The organism is Micromonospora sp. NBC_01655, assembly GCF_026339755.1.
Lineage (GTDB): Bacteria > Actinomycetota > Actinomycetes > Mycobacteriales > Micromonosporaceae > Micromonospora.
Genome location: NZ_JAPEQF010000001.1, coordinates 93,842 through 110,108, shown reverse-complemented (window position 1 = coordinate 110,108; position 16,267 = coordinate 93,842). Strand labels below are relative to the sequence as shown.

The 16,267-nt window shown below is 71.8% G+C and carries 12 protein-coding genes; 10 read left to right on the top strand and 2 right to left on the bottom strand.

What is annotated here, in order from left to right:
* Nucleotides 1–8 precede the first annotated feature (8 nt).
* From OOK41_RS00560 to OOK41_RS00520, 9 genes are all read left to right on the top strand, one after another.
* Nucleotides 9–2,522, top strand: a complete 2,514-nt coding sequence (locus OOK41_RS00560; protein ID WP_266262413.1) for an NADH-quinone oxidoreductase subunit G — start codon at nucleotides 9–11, stop codon at nucleotides 2,520–2,522.
* Entirely contained in the window at nucleotides 2,519–3,871 is a 1,353-nt protein-coding gene (gene nuoH, locus OOK41_RS00555; RefSeq protein WP_117668429.1) for an NADH-quinone oxidoreductase subunit NuoH, read from the top strand. Before OOK41_RS00560 ends, nuoH begins: the two co-directional genes overlap by 4 nt.
* A gap of 1 nt (nucleotide 3,872) precedes the next feature.
* Nucleotides 3,873–4,514, top strand: a complete 642-nt coding sequence (gene nuoI / locus OOK41_RS00550; RefSeq protein ID WP_117668430.1) for an NADH-quinone oxidoreductase subunit NuoI — start codon at nucleotides 3,873–3,875, stop codon at nucleotides 4,512–4,514.
* Complete coding sequence (locus OOK41_RS00545; RefSeq protein ID WP_266262412.1) at nucleotides 4,511–5,281, top strand: NADH-quinone oxidoreductase subunit J; 771 nt, start codon at nucleotides 4,511–4,513, stop codon at nucleotides 5,279–5,281. The genes nuoI and OOK41_RS00545 overlap by 4 nt, the downstream gene beginning before the upstream one ends.
* A complete protein-coding gene (nuoK, locus tag OOK41_RS00540; protein ID WP_117668432.1) occupies nucleotides 5,278–5,577 on the top strand; it encodes an NADH-quinone oxidoreductase subunit NuoK in 300 nt (99 codons plus the stop codon). The genes OOK41_RS00545 and nuoK overlap by 4 nt, the downstream gene beginning before the upstream one ends.
* 26 nt (nucleotides 5,578–5,603) lie before the next feature.
* Nucleotides 5,604–7,550: an NADH-quinone oxidoreductase subunit L gene (gene nuoL, locus OOK41_RS00535; RefSeq protein ID WP_266267700.1), complete on the top strand. Its 1,947-nt coding sequence runs from the start codon at nucleotides 5,604–5,606 to the stop codon at nucleotides 7,548–7,550.
* Between the two features lie 64 nt (nucleotides 7,551–7,614).
* Nucleotides 7,615–9,147 carry an NADH-quinone oxidoreductase subunit M gene (locus OOK41_RS00530; protein WP_117668433.1) on the top strand — a complete coding sequence of 511 codons (1,533 nt, stop codon included), beginning with the start codon at nucleotides 7,615–7,617 and terminating at the stop codon, nucleotides 9,145–9,147.
* Nucleotides 9,144–10,697 (top strand): NADH-quinone oxidoreductase subunit NuoN, encoded by a 1,554-nt coding sequence (nuoN, locus tag OOK41_RS00525; RefSeq protein ID WP_266262411.1) that lies wholly within the window; start codon nucleotides 9,144–9,146, stop codon nucleotides 10,695–10,697. Before OOK41_RS00530 ends, nuoN begins: the two co-directional genes overlap by 4 nt.
* A gap of 90 nt (nucleotides 10,698–10,787) precedes the next feature.
* Entirely contained in the window at nucleotides 10,788–11,870 is a 1,083-nt protein-coding gene (locus OOK41_RS00520; RefSeq protein ID WP_117668435.1) for a polyprenyl synthetase family protein, read from the top strand.
* Between the two features lie 7 nt (nucleotides 11,871–11,877).
* Here OOK41_RS00520 and OOK41_RS00515 read toward each other — a convergent pair whose 3' ends face one another.
* Nucleotides 11,878–13,059 (bottom strand): MFS transporter, encoded by a 1,182-nt coding sequence (locus tag OOK41_RS00515; RefSeq protein ID WP_266262410.1) that lies wholly within the window; start codon nucleotides 13,057–13,059, stop codon nucleotides 11,878–11,880.
* A 154-nt stretch (nucleotides 13,060–13,213) separates the two neighbouring features.
* Here OOK41_RS00515 and OOK41_RS00510 point away from each other — a divergent pair, with 154 nt between their 5' ends.
* A complete protein-coding gene (locus OOK41_RS00510) occupies nucleotides 13,214–13,993 on the top strand; it encodes an IclR family transcriptional regulator (protein ID WP_117668437.1) in 780 nt (259 codons plus the stop codon).
* 55 nt (nucleotides 13,994–14,048) lie between these two features.
* Here the strand turns inward: OOK41_RS00510 and OOK41_RS00505 are convergent, their stop codons facing one another.
* Nucleotides 14,049–16,175, bottom strand: a complete 2,127-nt coding sequence (locus OOK41_RS00505) for a PhoX family phosphatase (protein ID WP_266262409.1) — start codon at nucleotides 16,173–16,175, stop codon at nucleotides 14,049–14,051.
* Between the last annotated feature and the right edge of the window lie 92 nt (nucleotides 16,176–16,267).

The window sequence follows — 16,267 nt, the reverse complement described above, 5'->3', positions numbered from 1 at the left end:
CAAGCACTGTGACCGACGTAGCCAAGCAGACCGAGACCGTCACGCTCACCATCGACGGGGTCGAGGTCACCGCGCCCAAGGGCGCGCTGCTGATCCGGGTCGCCGAGCAGTTGGGCACCGAGATCCCGCGCTTCTGCGACCACCCGCTGCTGGCCCCGGCCGGCGCGTGCCGGCAGTGCCTGGTCGAGGTGGAGGGCCAGCGCAAGCCGGTGGCCTCCTGCACCCAGACCGTCGCCGAGGGCATGGTGGTCCGCACCCAGCTCACCTCCGGCGTCGCCAAGAAGGCGCAGGAGGGGGTCATGGAGCTGCTGCTGCTCAACCACCCGCTCGACTGCCCGATGTGCGACAAGGGCGGCGAGTGCCCGCTGCAGAACCAGGCGATGTCCACCGGCCGGTCGGACTCCCGGTTCCACGAGCACAAGCGGGAGTACGAGAAGCCGATGCCGATCAGCACCCAGGTGCTGCTCGACCGCGAGCGTTGCGTGCTCTGCCAGCGGTGCACCCGGTTCTCCGAGGAGATCGCCGGTGACAAGTTCATCGACCTGATGGGCCGGTCGTCCGCCGAGGAGATCAACATCTACCGGGACGAGGCGTACGGCGAGGAGGGCGATGCGGGGGACGTCCCGTTCAACTCGTACTTCTCCGGCAACACCGTGCAGATCTGCCCGGTGGGCGCGCTGACCGGCGCGCAGTACCGGTTCCGGGCCCGCCCGTTCGACCTGGTCTCCAGCCCGAGCGTGTGCGAGCACTGCTCGGCCGGCTGCGCCCAGCGCACCGACTGGCGGCGCGGCAAGGTGACCCGCCGGTTGGCCGGCGACGACCCGCAGGTCAACGAGGAGTGGAACTGCGACAAGGGGCGTTGGGGCTTCCAGTACGCCCGCGCCTTCGACCGGCTCACCAATCCGCTGGTCCGCGACTCCGAGACCGGTGAGCTGCGCGAGGCGTCGTGGAGCGAGGCGCTGACCGTCGCCGCCGAGGGGCTGCGGGCAGCCCGGGACGGCGGGCGGGGCACGGCGGTGCTGACCGGCGGCCGGCTGACCGTCGAGGACGCGTACGCGTACGCGAAGTTCGCCCGGGTCGCGCTCAACACCAACGACATCGACTTCCGGGCCCGGCCGGTCTCCCGCGAGGAGTCCGACTTCCTGGCCAGCACGGTCGCCGGGCGCACCGACGTGACCTACGCCGACGTGGAGAACGCCCCGGCGGTGGTGCTGGTCGGGCTGGAGCCGGAGGAGGAGTGCCCGATCCTCTTCCTGCGGCTGCGCAAGGCGTACCTGAAGAAGAAGCTGACGGTGTACGCGATCGCGCCGTTCGCCACCCGCGGCCTGGAAAAGCTCGGGGCCAAGCTGGCCCGGGTGGTGCCGGGCGAGGAGGCGAGCGTGCTCGCCGAGCACGCGACGGTGGCCGAGGCGCTGAGCACCCCGGGCGCGATCCTGGTCGTCGGCGAGCGGCTGGGCGAGGTGCCCGGCGGCCTGTCGGCGGCGGCGGACGTCGCCCGGCGTACCGGCGCGAAGTTGGCCTGGGTGCCGCGGCGCGCGGGCGACCGCGGGGCCGTCGACGCCGGTTGCCTGCCCAACCTGCTTCCCGGCGGCCGGCCGGTCACCGAGCCGGCGGCCCGGGCCGAGCTGGGCGAGGCGTGGGACATCGCGGCCGGGGTGATCCCGAGCCAGGCCGGGCGGGACACCGACGGCATCCTCACCGCCGCCGCGAACGGCCAGCTCGGCGCGCTGGTGGTGGCCGGGGTCGACCCGGCCGACCTGGCCGACCCGCGGCTGGCCGAGCAGGCCCTCGACGCGGTGCCGTTCCTGGTCAGCCTGGAGCTGCGCAACAGCGCGGTGGCCCGCCGGGCCGACGTGGTCCTCCCGGTGGCCCCGGTGGTCGAGAAGGCCGGCAGCTTCCTGGACTGGGAGGGCCGGCTGCGCCCCTTCGAGGCGGTGCTGCACACGGCCGCGATGACCGACGGCCGGGTGCTGGACGCGCTCGCCGCGCTGCTCGACGTGCAGCTCGGCACGGGCGACGTGCTCAGCGTCCGCCGCGAGCTGGGCAGCCTGCCGCCGACCCGGGCCGACCGGCCGTCCGCGCCGTCGGTGGAGCCGGCCACGGTGCCGCAGCCTGGTGCCGGCGAGGCCGTCCTGGCCACCTGGCACCAGCTCATCGACCTGGGCAGCCTCACCGACGGTGACGAGCACCTGGGCGGCACCGCCCGCCCGCCGGTGGTGCGGGTGGGCAAGGGCACCGCCGAGTTGCTCGGCGTCGCCGACGGTGACCCGGTGACGGTGGGCACCGACCGCGGGGCGATCACCCTGCCGGCCGCGATCACCGAGATGCCGGACGGTGTCGTCTGGCTGCCGACCAACTCACCCGGCTCCACCGTGCGGCGCGGCCTCGGCGCGACGTCCGGCGCGGTGGTACGGATCTCCGCAGCCGCGGTCGCCGCGACGGAGCAGGCCCCTGCGGCGGTCGCCGCAGACGAGGCCGGCCGACCGGGTCCGCTCCTCAACACCGGGGGTGTTTCCCAGTGAACGCGGTCTACCTGGCCCAGGACCCGACGCTGGCCGACTTCGGCAAGGACCCGTGGTGGCTGGTCCTGATCAAGGTCGTCTTCGCCTTCGTCGTCGCCGTGCTGGCCACGCTGCTCGGCGTCTGGTTCGAACGGCGGGTCGTCGGCCGCATGGCGGTGCGGCCCGGCCCCAACCAGGCCGGCCCGTTCGGCCTGCTCCAGACCCTGGCCGACGGCCTGAAGATGGCCTTCAAGGAGGACATCCTCCCGAAGGCGGCGGACAAGGTCGTCTTCTTCTTCGCGCCGACCATCTCGGTGATCTGCGCGGTCACCGCCCTGTCGGTGGTGCCGTTCGGTCCGATGGTGAGCATCTTCGGCCACCACACGCCGCTCCAGGTCACCGACGTGCCGGTAGCGGTGCTGGTGCTGCTGGCCTGCTCGTCGATGGGCATCTACGGCATCGTGCTCGGCGGGTGGGCCTCCGGCTCGACGTACCCGCTGCTCGGCGGCCTGCGCTCCAGCGCCCAGATGATCTCCTACGAGGTCGCGATGGGGCTGAGCATCGTGGCGGTGTTCATGACCGCCGGCACGATGTCCACCAGCGGCATCGTCGCCGCCCAGGGGGACGCCACCCGGCTGACCATCCTCGGCACCGAGGTCCCGGCCCCCGGCTGGTACGCGATCCTGCTGCTGCCGAGCTTCATCATCTTCTTCATCTCGACCGTCGGTGAGACCAACCGGGCGCCGTTCGACCTCCCCGAGGCCGAGTCGGAGTTGGTCGCCGGCTACATGACCGAGTACAGCTCGCTGAAGTTCGCGCTCTTCATGCTCAGCGAGTACGTCGCGATGGTGACCATGTCCGCGGTCACCACGACGTTGTTCCTCGGCGGCTGGCGGGCCCCGTGGCCGATCACCCTGTGGGAGGGCGCCAACTCCGGTTGGTGGCCGATGCTGTGGTTCTTCGGCAAGGTGATCGCTCTGGTCTTCGTGTTCGTCTGGCTCCGCGGCACCCTGCCCCGGCTCCGGTACGACCAGTTCATGCGCTTCGGCTGGAAGGTGCTGCTGCCGATCAACCTGGTCTGGATCCTGGTCCTGGCCGGCCTGCGGTCGATCGAGGGCTGGCAGACCAGGGACCGGCTGCTCGCCACCGCGGTCGGCGCGGGCGTGCTGCTGCTGGCCACGCTGCTCTGGCCGAGCCGCAAGCCGAAGCCGAAGCCGTCGCTCCAGGAGCAGGCCAACAGCCGCCCGCACGGCAGCTTCCCGCTGCCACCGATGGACCTGCAAGTGCCACCGAGCCCGCGCACCAAGCGTGTGGTCGCCGAGCGGGAGCCGGCCAACGTCGCCGCCGGCTCGGACTCCAGGGAGGTGTGACGTGGGCGCGATCACCGGAACGTTCAAGGGCTTCGGGGTCACCTTCTCGCACATGTTCAAGAAGGTCGTCACGACCGACTACCCGTTCAAGCCGCCGGTCTCGGCGCCGCGCTACCACGGGCGGCACATCCTCAACCGGCACCCGGACGGCCTGGAGAAGTGCATCGGCTGCGAGCTGTGCGCCTGGGCCTGCCCGGCCGACGCGATCTACGTCGAGGGCGGGGACAACACCGAGGAGAACCGCCTCTCGCCGGGTGAGCGGCACGCGTCGGTCTACCAGATCAACTACGCCCGCTGCATCTTCTGCGGGCTGTGCATCGAGGCCTGCCCGACCCGGTCGCTGACCATGAGCAACGAGTACGAGCTGGCCCGGGACAACCGGCAGGACCTGATCTTCACGAAGGAGCAGTTGCTCGCGCCGCTGCTGCCCGGCATGGAGCAGCCGCCGCACCCGATGCGGCTCGGGGACAGCGAGAAGGACTACTACGTCGGCGCGCTGACCAACCCGGGCACGTCGGCCGGGGCCGAGCACGCGACCAACAGCCCGGGCCGGTACCAGGTCCAGGAGCACCCCGGGGTGACCTTCCCCGGTGCCGAGCAGCACGCCCAGCGGGCGGCGGCGGGCAAGGGGGACGGGGCATGACCACGCAGACGGTGCTCGCCGCGGCGGGCGGGGTGTCCGGCGGCGAGGAGGTCACCTTCTGGATCCTCGCCCCGCTGGCGCTGATCGGCGCGATCGGCATGGTCGCCGCGCGCAACGCCGTGCACTCGGCGCTCTGGCTGGTGCTGACCATGCTCTGCCTCGGCGTGTTCTACGTCCTCCAGGCCGGGCCGTTCATCGGCATGGTGCAGATCATCGTCTACACCGGCGCGATCATGATGCTCTTCCTGTTCGTGCTGATGCTGGTCGGCCGGGACGCCTCGGACTCGCTGATCGAGACGCTGCGCGGCCAGCGGGTCGCCGCGGTGCTGCTCGGGCTCGGCTTCGCCGGCCTGGTCGGCGGCGGCCTCTACCGGGCGCTGGACGGCGTCCAGGCGGTGGGCCTGGAGCAGGCCAACGCCGAGGGGAACGTCCAGGGCATCGCCCGGCTGCTGTTCACGAAGTACGTCTTCGCCTTCGAGCTGACCTCGGCGCTGCTGATCACCGCCGCGGTCGGCGCGATGGTGCTGGCGCACGTCGAGCGGCGCAAGGAAGACAAGATGGACCAGGTCGCCACGATGAAGGCCCGCTTCGCCCCGGGCAACTACCCCGGCCCGAAGCCCGGCCCGGGCGTCTTCGCCACCTCCTCCTCGGTGGCCACCCCGGCCCGCCTGCCCGACGGCCGGCTGACCGAGCGTGGCATCTCGACGGTCCTGCCGGTGCGGGAGCTGACCGCCGAGGACACCTCGCTGAAGGGGACGGACAAATGACCCCGGACTACTACCTGGTGCTCGCCGCGGTGCTGTTCACCATCGGTGCGGCGGGGGTGCTCATCCGGCGCAACGCGATCGTGCTGTTCATGTGCGTCGAGTTGATGCTGAACGCGGCCAACCTGACCCTCGTCACCTTCAGCCGGATCAACGGTGACCTGAACGGCCAGATCATGTCGTTCTTCGTCATGGTGGTGGCCGCGGCCGAGGTCGTGGTCGGCCTCGCGATCATCATGTCCATCTTCCGGACCCGGCGCTCCGCGAGCGTCGACGACGCCAACCTGCTCAAGTACTAGAGGGGCCAGCAGTGGGAGAGATTCTGATGAACGCCCCGGCCGAGCCGGCAGGTGCCGTCACCTACGCCTCGGCGAGCGGGCTGCTCGGCAGCGTCTGGCTGCTGGTGGCGATCCCGCTGGCCAGCGCGGCGATCTTGCTGCTGCTGGGCCGGCGGTCCGACCGCTGGGGGCACTGGCTCGGGGTGGCCTCGATCGGCGCCTCCCTCGTGCTCGGGCTGACCTACTTCTTCCAGCTGCGCGGCCTGGATAACAAGTCGGTCGAGCTGAGCCTGTGGGACTTCATCGCCGTCGGTGACTTCAAGGTGGACTTCGGCCTGCTGTTCGACCCGCTGGCTGCGGTCTTCGTCCTGCTGATCACCGGGGTGGGCTTCCTGATCCACCTGTACGCGGTCGAGTACATGGCGCACGACGAGGGCCGGCGGCGGTTCTTCGCCTACTTCAACCTGTTCGTCGCCGCGATGCTCCTGCTGGTGCTCGGCAACAACTACGTGATGCTGTACTTCGGCTGGGAGGGCGTCGGTCTGGCGTCGTACCTGCTGATCTCCTTCTGGTACGGCCGGCCGAGCGCGGCCACCGCCGGCAAGAAGGCGTTCCTGATGAACCGGGTCGGCGACGCCGGCCTGGCCATCGGCATCTTCATCATGTTCGCCACCCTCGGCACCACCCAGTACGACGAGGTGTTCAACGGGGTCGGCTCGCTGACCGCGACCACGGTGCTGGTGCTCGGCCTGCTGCTGCTGCTCGGCGCGACCGGCAAGTCCGGCCAGTTCCCGCTCCAGGCGTGGCTGCCGGACGCGATGGAGGGCCCGACCCCGGTGTCGGCGCTCATCCACGCCGCCACCATGGTCACCGCGGGCGTCTACCTGATCGCCCGGTCCAACCCGATCTTCTCGGCCAACTCGACGCTCCAGCTCGTGGTGGTCAGCGTCGGCGCGCTGACCCTGCTGATCGGCTGCCTCATCGGCGCGGCCAAGGACGACATCAAGCGGGTGCTGGCCTGGTCGACGGTGAGCCAGATCGGCTACATGTTCCTCGGCGTCGGCCTCGGCGGCGGGGCGTACGCGCTGGCGATCATCCACCTGCTGGCGCACGGCTTCTTCAAGGCCAACATGTTCCTGGGCGCCGGCTCGGTCATGCACGGCATGCACGACCAGGTGGACATCCGCCGCTTCGGCGGGCTCGCGAAGCACATGAGGATCACCTGGATCACGTTCATGATGGGCTGGCTGGCCATCATCGGCATCCCCCCGCTGTCCGGCTACTTCTCCAAGGAGCCGATCATCGTCGCCGCCTTCACGCGGGACGACTGGACGGCCTGGCTCTTCGGCGGGGCGGCGCTGCTCGGCGCCGGGCTCACCGCGTTCTACATGACCCGGCTGTTCGTGCTCACCTTCCACGGCCCGAAGCGGTGGACCGAGGACATCGAGCACCCGCACGAGTCGCCGAAGCTCATGACGATCCCGCTGGTCCTGCTCGCGGTCGGCTCGGTGCTCGCCGGTGGCCTGATGGCGTGGAACGACGGCCTGGCCTCCTGGCTGACGCCGGTGCTCGGCAGCGAGGCCGGCGAGGCGCACCATCCGGTGCTGTCGCACACGGTGATCACGATCCTCTCGCTGCTGGTCACCGTGGGCGGGGCCGGGCTGGCCTGGTTCCTGTTCCGCACCGGCACGGCCACCGAGCCGCAGCCGGCGGGTGTGCTGGTCACCGCCGCCCGGCGCAACCTCTACACGGACGCCGTCAACGAGGCGGTCTTCGAGAAGCCGGGGATCTTCCTCACCCGGGCGCTGGTCTTCCTCGACAACCGGGGCGTCGACGGGCTGGTCAACGGCCTGGCCGCCGCAGTGGGCGGGGGCTCGGGCCGACTCCGGCGGCTGCAGACCGGCTTCGTCCGGTCGTACGCGACGTCCATCCTGGCCGGCGCGCTGCTGGTGGTGGCGGCGTTCCTGGCCGTGCAGGCGGGGTGGCTGGCGTGATCGACCTCTCTACGGCCGCCCCCGCCGGCGGACCACGCAGTGACGACGGAGGTAAGGCCGCATAATGTCCAACTTCCCGTTCCTCTCGGTGCTGACCGTGGCGCCGCTGGTCGGCGCGCTGGTGGTGGCCCTCCTGCCGCGTCGCCGGCCGGACCTGGCCAAGCAGGTGGCCCTCGGGTGGTCGCTGCTGGTGCTGGTCCTGTCGGTGGTCATGTGGGTCGCCTTCAAGACCGACGGTGACCGGCTCCAGTTCCGCGAGTCGTACACCTGGATCCCGCAGTGGGACGCCCGGTTCACCTTCGCCGCCGACGGCATCGCGCTGGTGATGCTGATGCTGATCGCGGTGCTGGTGCCGCTCGTCATCCTGGCGTCGTGGCACGACGCCGAGTCGTCGAAGCGTTCGGTGCCGGTCTACTTCGCCCTGCTGCTCATCCTCGAAAGCACGATGATCGGCGTCTTCGCCGCCGCCGACGTGTTCCTGTTCTACGTGTTCTTCGAGGTCATGCTGGTGCCGATGTACTTCCTCATCGGCAGCTACGGCGGCCACCAGCGGCAGTACGCGGCCGTGAAGTTCTTCCTCTACTCGCTGGTCGGCGGCCTGTTCATGCTCGCCGCGGTGATCGGCCTCTGGGTCGTCGGCGGGAAGACCTTCGACTGGCAGGCGCTGACCCAGGTGGACATCTCCACCGGCACGGAGCGCTGGCTGTTCCTCGGCTTCTTCCTCGCCTTCGCGATCAAGGCGCCGTTCTTCCCGTTCCACACCTGGCTGCCGGACGCCGGTGGCGCGGCCCCGGCCGGGGCCGCCGCGTTGCTGGTCGGCGTGCTGGACAAGGTCGGCACCTTCGGCATCCTGCGGTACTGCCTGCCGCTGTTCCCGGAGGCGTCGAAGTGGTTCGCCCCCTGGGCGCTGGCGCTCGGGGTGATCGGCATCATCTACGCGGCGCTGCTCGCGGTCGGCCAGAACGACCTGAAGCGGCTGGTGTCGTACACCTCGATCGCGCACTTCGGGTTCATCGGGGTCGGCATCTTCGCCTTCACCACCCAGGCCGGCACGGGCGCGGTGCTCTACATGCTCAACCACGGCCTCGCCACCGGCCTGCTCTTCCTGGTGGTGGGGATGCTGGTGGCCCGGCGCGGCTCGGCCCTGATCAGCGACTTCGGCGGCGCGGGCAAGCTGGTGCCGCTGCTGGCCGGGGTGCTCTTCTTCGCCGGTCTGGCCTCGCTGGCGCTGCCCGGCACCGCGCCGTTCGTCTCCGAGTTCCTGGTGCTGATCGGCACCTTCACGGTGAACAAGCCGGTCGCGGTGATCGCGACGCTCGGCATCATCCTGGCTGCCGCGTACGTGCTGTGGATGGTGCAGCGCACCACCCAGGGCACGCTCAACCCGGCCCTGGCCGAGATCGAGCCGATGCGCCGCGATCTCAACCTGCGCGAGAAGGTCGTGGTCGCGCCGCTGATCGCGCTGATCGTGCTGCTCGGCTTCTACCCCAAGCCGGTCACCGATGTCATCAACCCCGCCGTCCGGGCCACCATGGAGGACGTCGGCAGGACCGATCCCGCCCCCGAGGTCGGCAGCATCCAGGAGGCCGCCAAATGACCGAGCTGAAGTTGCCGTCGATCGACTACGCGGCGCTCGCTCCGATTCTGATCATGCTCGGTGCCGCCCTGCTGGGCGTGCTGATCGAGGCATTCGTGCCCCGGAAGCAGCGGCACCTGGCGCAGCTGTCGCTGGGGCTGCTGGCGGTGCTCGCCGCCCTGGTGATGGTGATCGTGAACTCCGGCGACCGGCTGATCACCGCTGGCGGGGCGATCGCCGTGGACGGGCCGACGCTGTTCCTCCAGGGCGCGATCCTGGTCCTCGCCGCGATGGCGCTGCTGCTGATCGGTGAGCGCTCGGTGGAGCGGGGCGGGGCGTTCGTCGCCCAGGCCGCCGTCACCGCCGAGTCGGCCGACGACCGGCGGCAGGCCGAGGGCAGCAACGGGGCGACCGAGGTCTACCCGCTGACCAGCTTCGCGATCGGCGGCATGCTGATCTTCGTGGCGGCGAACGACCTGCTGACCATGTTCATCGCCCTGGAGGTCTTCTCGCTGCCGCTCTACCTGCTCTGCGCGCTGGCCCGTCGCCGGCGGCTGCTGAGCCAGGAGGCGGCGATGAAGTACTTCCTGCTCGGCGCGTACGCCTCGGCGTTCTTCCTCTTCGGCGTGGCCCTGGTGTACGGGTTCACCTCCGGCATCCCGGGCCGGTCGGCGGGCGTCGACTTCGCCACCATCCACGCCGCGGTGACCGAGTCCCCGGCCAGCGAGGTGCTGCTCTTCGGCGGCGTGGCGCTGCTGGCGATCGGCCTGCTGTTCAAGGCCGCCGCCGCGCCGTTCCACGTCTGGACGCCGGACGTGTACCAGGGCGCCCCGACGCCGGTCACCGGCTTCATGGCGGCCTGCACCAAGGTCGCCGCGTTCGGCGCGCTGCTGCGGGTGTTCCACGTGGCGTTCTCCGGGGCGGCGTGGGACTTCACCCCCGTCCTCGGCGCGGTGGCGGTGCTGACCATGCTGGTCGGCGCGGTGCTGGCGGTGACCCAGACCGACATCAAGCGGCTGCTGGCGTACTCGTCGATCGCGAACGCCGGGTACCTGCTCGTCGGGGTGCTCGCGCCGAGCAAGGACGGGCTTTCCGGCACGATGTTCTACCTGGTCGCGTACGGGTTCTCGGTGCTCGCCGCGTTCGCGGTGGTGACCCTGGTCCGGGACGCCGACGGGGAGGCCACCCACCTGTCCCGCTGGGCCGGGCTGGGCCGGCGCTCGCCGTTCTTCGCGGCGATCTTCACCTTCATCCTGCTCGCCTTCGCCGGCATCCCGCTCACCAGCGGGTTCATGAGCAAGTTCGCCATCTTCGCCCCGGCGCTGGACGCCGGCCAGGCGTGGCTGGTGGTGGCGGGCGTGCTGACCAGCATGGTGCTGGCGTTCCCGTACCTGCGGGTCGTGGTGATGATGTGGCTGTCCGAGCCGGGCGAGTCCACCCCGACGGTCACCGTGCCGGGCGGGCTCACCTCGGCGGCCCTCACGATCGGCGTGCTGGCCACGCTGGTGCTGGGCGTCGTCCCGGGCCCGCTGCTCGATCTCGCCAACGGTGCCGCCGAATTCGTCCGATGACCGACCTTTCCCCGCGACGGGGCCGGCACGCGAGCGCGTGCCGGCCCCGTCGCCGTATCCCCCGTCCCGAGCAGGTCGAACGGGTGTGGCATGGTGGATAGCGTGGTGATTCCGGCTGGCGAGCGTTCAGGTGCCACCGGCTCCGTTCGGCGGAGTCGGGAGAGCACTGGTCAGTTCGGCGCGCTCGGCCTGCATCTGGCCGATTCCCGCGTCGAGGCGTCCGTGCTGGGCCTGCTGGAGTCCGTCGAGGCGGAACTGCGGGCCGGGGTGGCCAGCGCCGACCCGCTGGTGACCGAGGCAGCCCGGCACCTGGTGGACGCCGGCGGGAAGCGGTTCCGCCCGCTGCTGGTCGCGCTGGGCGCCCAGTTCGGCGATCCGACCCGCCCGCAGATCGTCCCCGCCGCCGTGGTGATGGAGCTCACCCACCTGGCGACGCTCTACCACGACGACGTGATGGACGAGGCCGCCGTGCGCCGGGGCGCGCCGAGCGCCAACTCGCGCTGGACGAACTCGGTGGCAATCCTGGTCGGCGACTACCTGTTCGCCCGCGCCGCGGACGTCGCGGCCGAACTGGGCACCGAGGCGGTGCGCCTCCAGGCGCGCACCTTCGCCCGGCTGGTGCACGGGCAGATCGCCGAGACGGTGGGCCCCCGGGACGGGCAGGACCCGGTCGACCACTACCTGGGCGTGATCGCGGAGAAGACCGGCTCGCTGATCGCCACCTCGGCCCAGTTCGGCGGCCTGTTCGGCGGGGCGTCCGTCGAGCACACCGAGGCGCTGACCAGGTACGGCGAGACCGTCGGCGTGGCCTTCCAGCTCTCCGACGACCTGCTGGACATCGCCAGCGAGTCAACGCAGTCGGGCAAGACCCCCGGCACGGACCTGCGCGAGGGGGTGCCGACGCTGCCGGTGCTCTACGCGCTCGCCACGGACGACTCCGACGCCGCCTCGGTGCGGCTGCGGGAGATCCTGGCCACCGGCCCGCTCGTCGACGACGACCTGCACGCCGAGGCCCTCGGCCTACTCCGCGAGTCCCCGGCCCTGAAGCGGGCCCGGGAGACGGTCCGCAGCTACGCTGAGGACGCGCGGGCGCAGCTCGCCCCGCTGCCGGACGGGCCGTCCCGGCGGGCGCTGGAATCCCTCTGCGACTACATCGCCGACCGCACGAGCTGACCCCGCCTCAGCGGGCGCGCAGCAGGCGGGCCGCCGTGAGCATCAGGGTGGCCGACAGGAGCATGGCCGCCGCCGCCGCGAGCCACATCGCCGGGTAGCCGAAGGCGGTGGCGGTCGCGCCGAGGGCCAGCGGGCCGAGGCAGCCGCCGGCGTATACCCCGGTCTGGGTGATCGAGGTGGCGGCGGCCGGGGCCTGCGGGTGCAGCCGGGCCACCGCGAAGGTCATCAGCCCGGGCCAGGCCCAGCCCAGGCCGAAGCCGAGCAGCACGCCGGCCACCAGCGGCACCGGCCCGGCCAGCGCGAGCAGGGCCAGCCCCAGGGCACCGACGACGAGCATGCCGGCGATGACCGCGACATGGCCGCCGTCGCGGCGGTCGGCCAGCCAGCCGGAGCCGATCCGGGCGGCCACGCAGACCACGCTGCCGAGGGTGAGGGTCAGCCCGGCCAGGCTCGGCGACAGCCCCCGGCCGGCGGACGAGTCGACCAGGAAGGTGCCGAGCGCGTTCGCGGCGGCAGCCGCCAGCGTCGCGGCCACGCCGACCGTCACCAGGCCCCAGCTCGCCCCGCCGGCTCGTCGGGTGCCGACGGGCCGTTCCGGGTGGGCCTCCCGCGTCGGTACGAGCGCCAGCGCGGCCAGCGCGGCGAGCGCGCCCGCCACGAAGGCCCACCGCCAGCCGGCCGTCACCGCGACGGTCGGCACGGCAAGGCCGGCCAGCAGGGTGGAGAGCGGGACCGCCGCCTGCTTCACCCCGAACGACAGCCCCTGCCGGCGGGGCGGCACGTGCCGGACCAGCGCCGCGTTGCTGGCGAGCTGCCCCAGGGCGTTCGCGGCGGCGCCGAGCGCCAGCAGCACGACCAGCACCGGGTACGACCGCGCCAGCGCCGCCACGGCCAGCATCGACCCGGCGGAGAGCAGGATGCCGGCGCGGGCCACCACGGCCGGGCCGAGCCGTTCCACGAGGACGCCGGAGGGCACCGAGGCGACCGCGCTGACGCCGAAGTACACGGACACCACGAGGCCCAGCCCGGCCGGGGAGAAGCCCAGGTCGGCACCCATCTGCACGGCGAGGCCGCCGACCAGGAAGACGGGCAGGACGCAGGCGACGGTGGTGGCGACGGCCCCCGCGCCGGCCCGGAGGGGGTGGCGGGCGACGGGCGGGGACGCGGGGTGCGGCGCGGTACGGGTCATGGTCCCGCAAACCTACGCGAGCCCACCTCGGACAACTCACCGTGTCGCTCGGCGCACTGACCGTTTAGGATGATCTGGCGTCGTCGATCCGAACAGGCATTTCGCCGAACGCCTGGATTTCATATGGTGTAAGTCCCCGGCGGCGGAGGTGGTTGTGCGCGACCCCTTGGCGGAACCTTCGGATCTCATCCGGAGCGTGTCCCGCGCGCTACGCGTGCTCGAATCGGTCGGTCGTGCCCCGAAGGGGTTGACCGTCAAGCAGATCGCGCGGCGCTGCGAGCTGACCGTGGCCACCACCTACCACCTGGTCCGCACCCTGGCGTACGAGGGCTACGTGATCCGCCGGGAGGACGGCACGTACATCGTCGGGCTGGAGATCGCCGACCGGTACCGCGAGCTGGTCACCGCGTTCCGGGGGCCGGCGCCGGTCGGCGAGTGCCTGCGGCGGGCCGCCCTGGACACCGGGTACAGCCACTACCTGGGCCGGTTCGTCGGCGGCCAGGTGGCGATCACCGCCGTCGCGGAGGGGCCCCGGTCGCCGTACCTGGAGGACATGGTCCCGGGCTTCGACGAGGGGGCGCACGCCACCGCGCTCGGCAAGGCCCTGCTGGCCACCCTCACCGCCGAGCAGCGCTTCCGCTACCTGCGGGAGTACGGCATGCGCCCGTTCACCAACGCCACCCTGACCAGCCCCGAGGCGTTCGAGGCGGACCTGGCGGCCGGCGACCGGCGCGGGATGCAGCTCGAACTGGGCCAGTTCCGGCAGGGCGTGGCGTGCGCCGCGGTGCTGGTCACCCCGGACAAGGACCTGGAGCGCCGGATGGTGCTGGCCTGCGCGCTGCCGGCCAGCGAGATGATGACCTCCGCCCGGGTGGTCCGGGCCAAGCTGCTCACCGTAGCCCGCGCCGTCGCCGACGCCGCCGTCGAGGGCTGAGACGACAGGGCCCCCTCCCGGATCGGGAGGGGGCCGCCGGGCATGCCGCCGCGGGTCAGCTTCCGATCGGGCCGCCGTCCAGGCGCCAGGTGACCACCACGCCGGGCTTGGCGTAGTCGCCGTCCGGCCAGGTGGAGGCCGGGTTCTCCACCGAGGCTCCGGTGATCTCGCCTGGGTGCTGCACCGCCACGAACACCGACCGGTTGTCGCCGGTGATGAACGGCCCACAGGTCTCCGCGCCGAGTGGCACGGTCAGGAACTGCTTGAGGTGCCCCCGCTCCGGACCCTCGACGGCGGTGGCGAAGAGGCCGTCGTTGCTGCCCAGCGCGTTGCCGTCGGTGGAGATCCAGAGGTTGCCGGTGGCGTCGAAGGCGACGTTGTCCGGGCAGGAGATCGGGGAGACCTTCGTCTTGTCGTACCCGGCGAAGTGGGTGGACGGGTCGGTCGGGTCGCCGCAGACGATCGGCAGCGACCAGGCGAACGTCTCCGCCGCGTTGTTGTTGCCGTCCTCGACCAGCTCCAGCACCTGCCCGTGCTTGTTGAGGTTGCGCGGGTTGGCCTCGTCGGCCGGCGCCTTGCCCGGCTTGCCCCGGTCGGTGTTGTTGGTCAGCGCCACGTACACCTTGCCGGTGAGCAGGCTCGGCTCGACGTCCTCCGGGCGGTCCATCTTGGTCGCCCCCACCTTGTCGCCGGCCAGCCGGGTGAAGGTGAGCACGTCCGCGGCGGTCATCCCGTCGACGTACGACCGGTTGCCGCTGACCAGCCTGATCCAGCGGCCCCGGCCGTTGAACGCCCCGTCGGCGGGCAGCGCGCCCGACCCGTCGATCTCGGCGGCCGAGGTGCCGTCGAGCTGGGCCACGTACAGGGTGCCGGACTCCAGCAGGGTCAGGTTGTGCTTGCGGGCCACCCACGAGTCGCCGGCCATGAACTTCTTGTCCGAGACGAACTTGTACAGGTAGTCGAACCGCTCGTCGTCGCCCATGTACGCGACCACGTGGCCGCTGCGCGCCACGATGACGTTCGCGCCCTCGTGCTTGAACCGGCCCAGCGCGGTGTGCTTGCGCGGCCGGCTCTCCGGGTCGAACGGGTCGATCTCGACGACCCAGCCGAAGCGGTGCGCCTCGTTGGGGTGCTTCGCCAGGTCGAAGCGCTCGTCGGCGCGGTCCCACCTGCGGTTGCCGCTCGGGTACCGGTCGGTGGTGCTGATGCCGTACCGGGCCAGCTTCGGCTTCAGCTCCTCCGGCGCGCCGTCGCCGCCGACGAGGTACTGGTTGAAGTTCTCCTCGCCGGAGAGCACGGTGCCCCACGGGGTGACGCCGCCCGCGCAGTTGTTCAGCGTGCCGACGACCGTGCGGCCCTTCGGGTCGGCGGCGGTCCTCAGCCACGCCGAGCCGGCGGCCGGGCCGGTCAGTTCGAACTTGGTGGCCAGCGCGGTGACCCGCCGGTTGTACGCCCGCCGGCCGCCCTCGACCGGCCGCCACTGCCCGGTGCCGTCGACCCGCTCCAGCTCGACCACGCTCATCCCGTGCGCCGCCATGGCGACCTTCACCTGCTCGACGGTGAGCGCGTCCAGGCCGGTGAAGCCGGGGAACATCAGGTCCTCGTTGGTGTACTCGTGGTTGACCACGAGCAGCGCCCGCCGGCCCCGCTTGTCCAGCGGCAGCACGCCGACGAAGTCGTTGTTGTAGCCGAACTGCTTCGCCTGCTTCGCGGCGGTCTGCCCGTGCAGGTCGAACTCCGGCGCGCCCGGCACCACCGGGTCGCCCCAGCGGATCACCACTGCGTGGTCGTACCCGTTGGGGACCACCAGCGTGTCGAGCTTGTTCGGCGGGATCGGCTTGAAGGTCAGCGCACCGCTGCCCACGCCGCCCGGCGGGCGGCCGAACCCGGCGGCCTCCGGCACGACCGGGGTGGCCGGCGCGGCGGACGCGGCGCCCGCGTTGGCCAACGCACCGGCGGCGGCACCGCCGAAGCCGAGGACGAGCGCCCCCACCGCGCCGGCCCGGACCACGCCGCGCCGGGACACCTCGGCGTCGACCAGGTCGCCGAAGTACGGGTTGTCGGAGGAGTTGGGCACCGGGTGGTCACAGGCGTTGCCGCACCGGTACAGACAGGTCATGGCGTCACGGCTGCCGTGGCGGGTGGCGCCCAGCAGAGGGAGCAGCCGGGGACGGTCGCTCATCGGGAGGTGCCTCCTGGAGGGAAGTTTCGGGGCACGCCGGGATCAGCCGTCCGACGTGCGTACCCGGCGGACGCTAGGAGGACGCGGTGAGC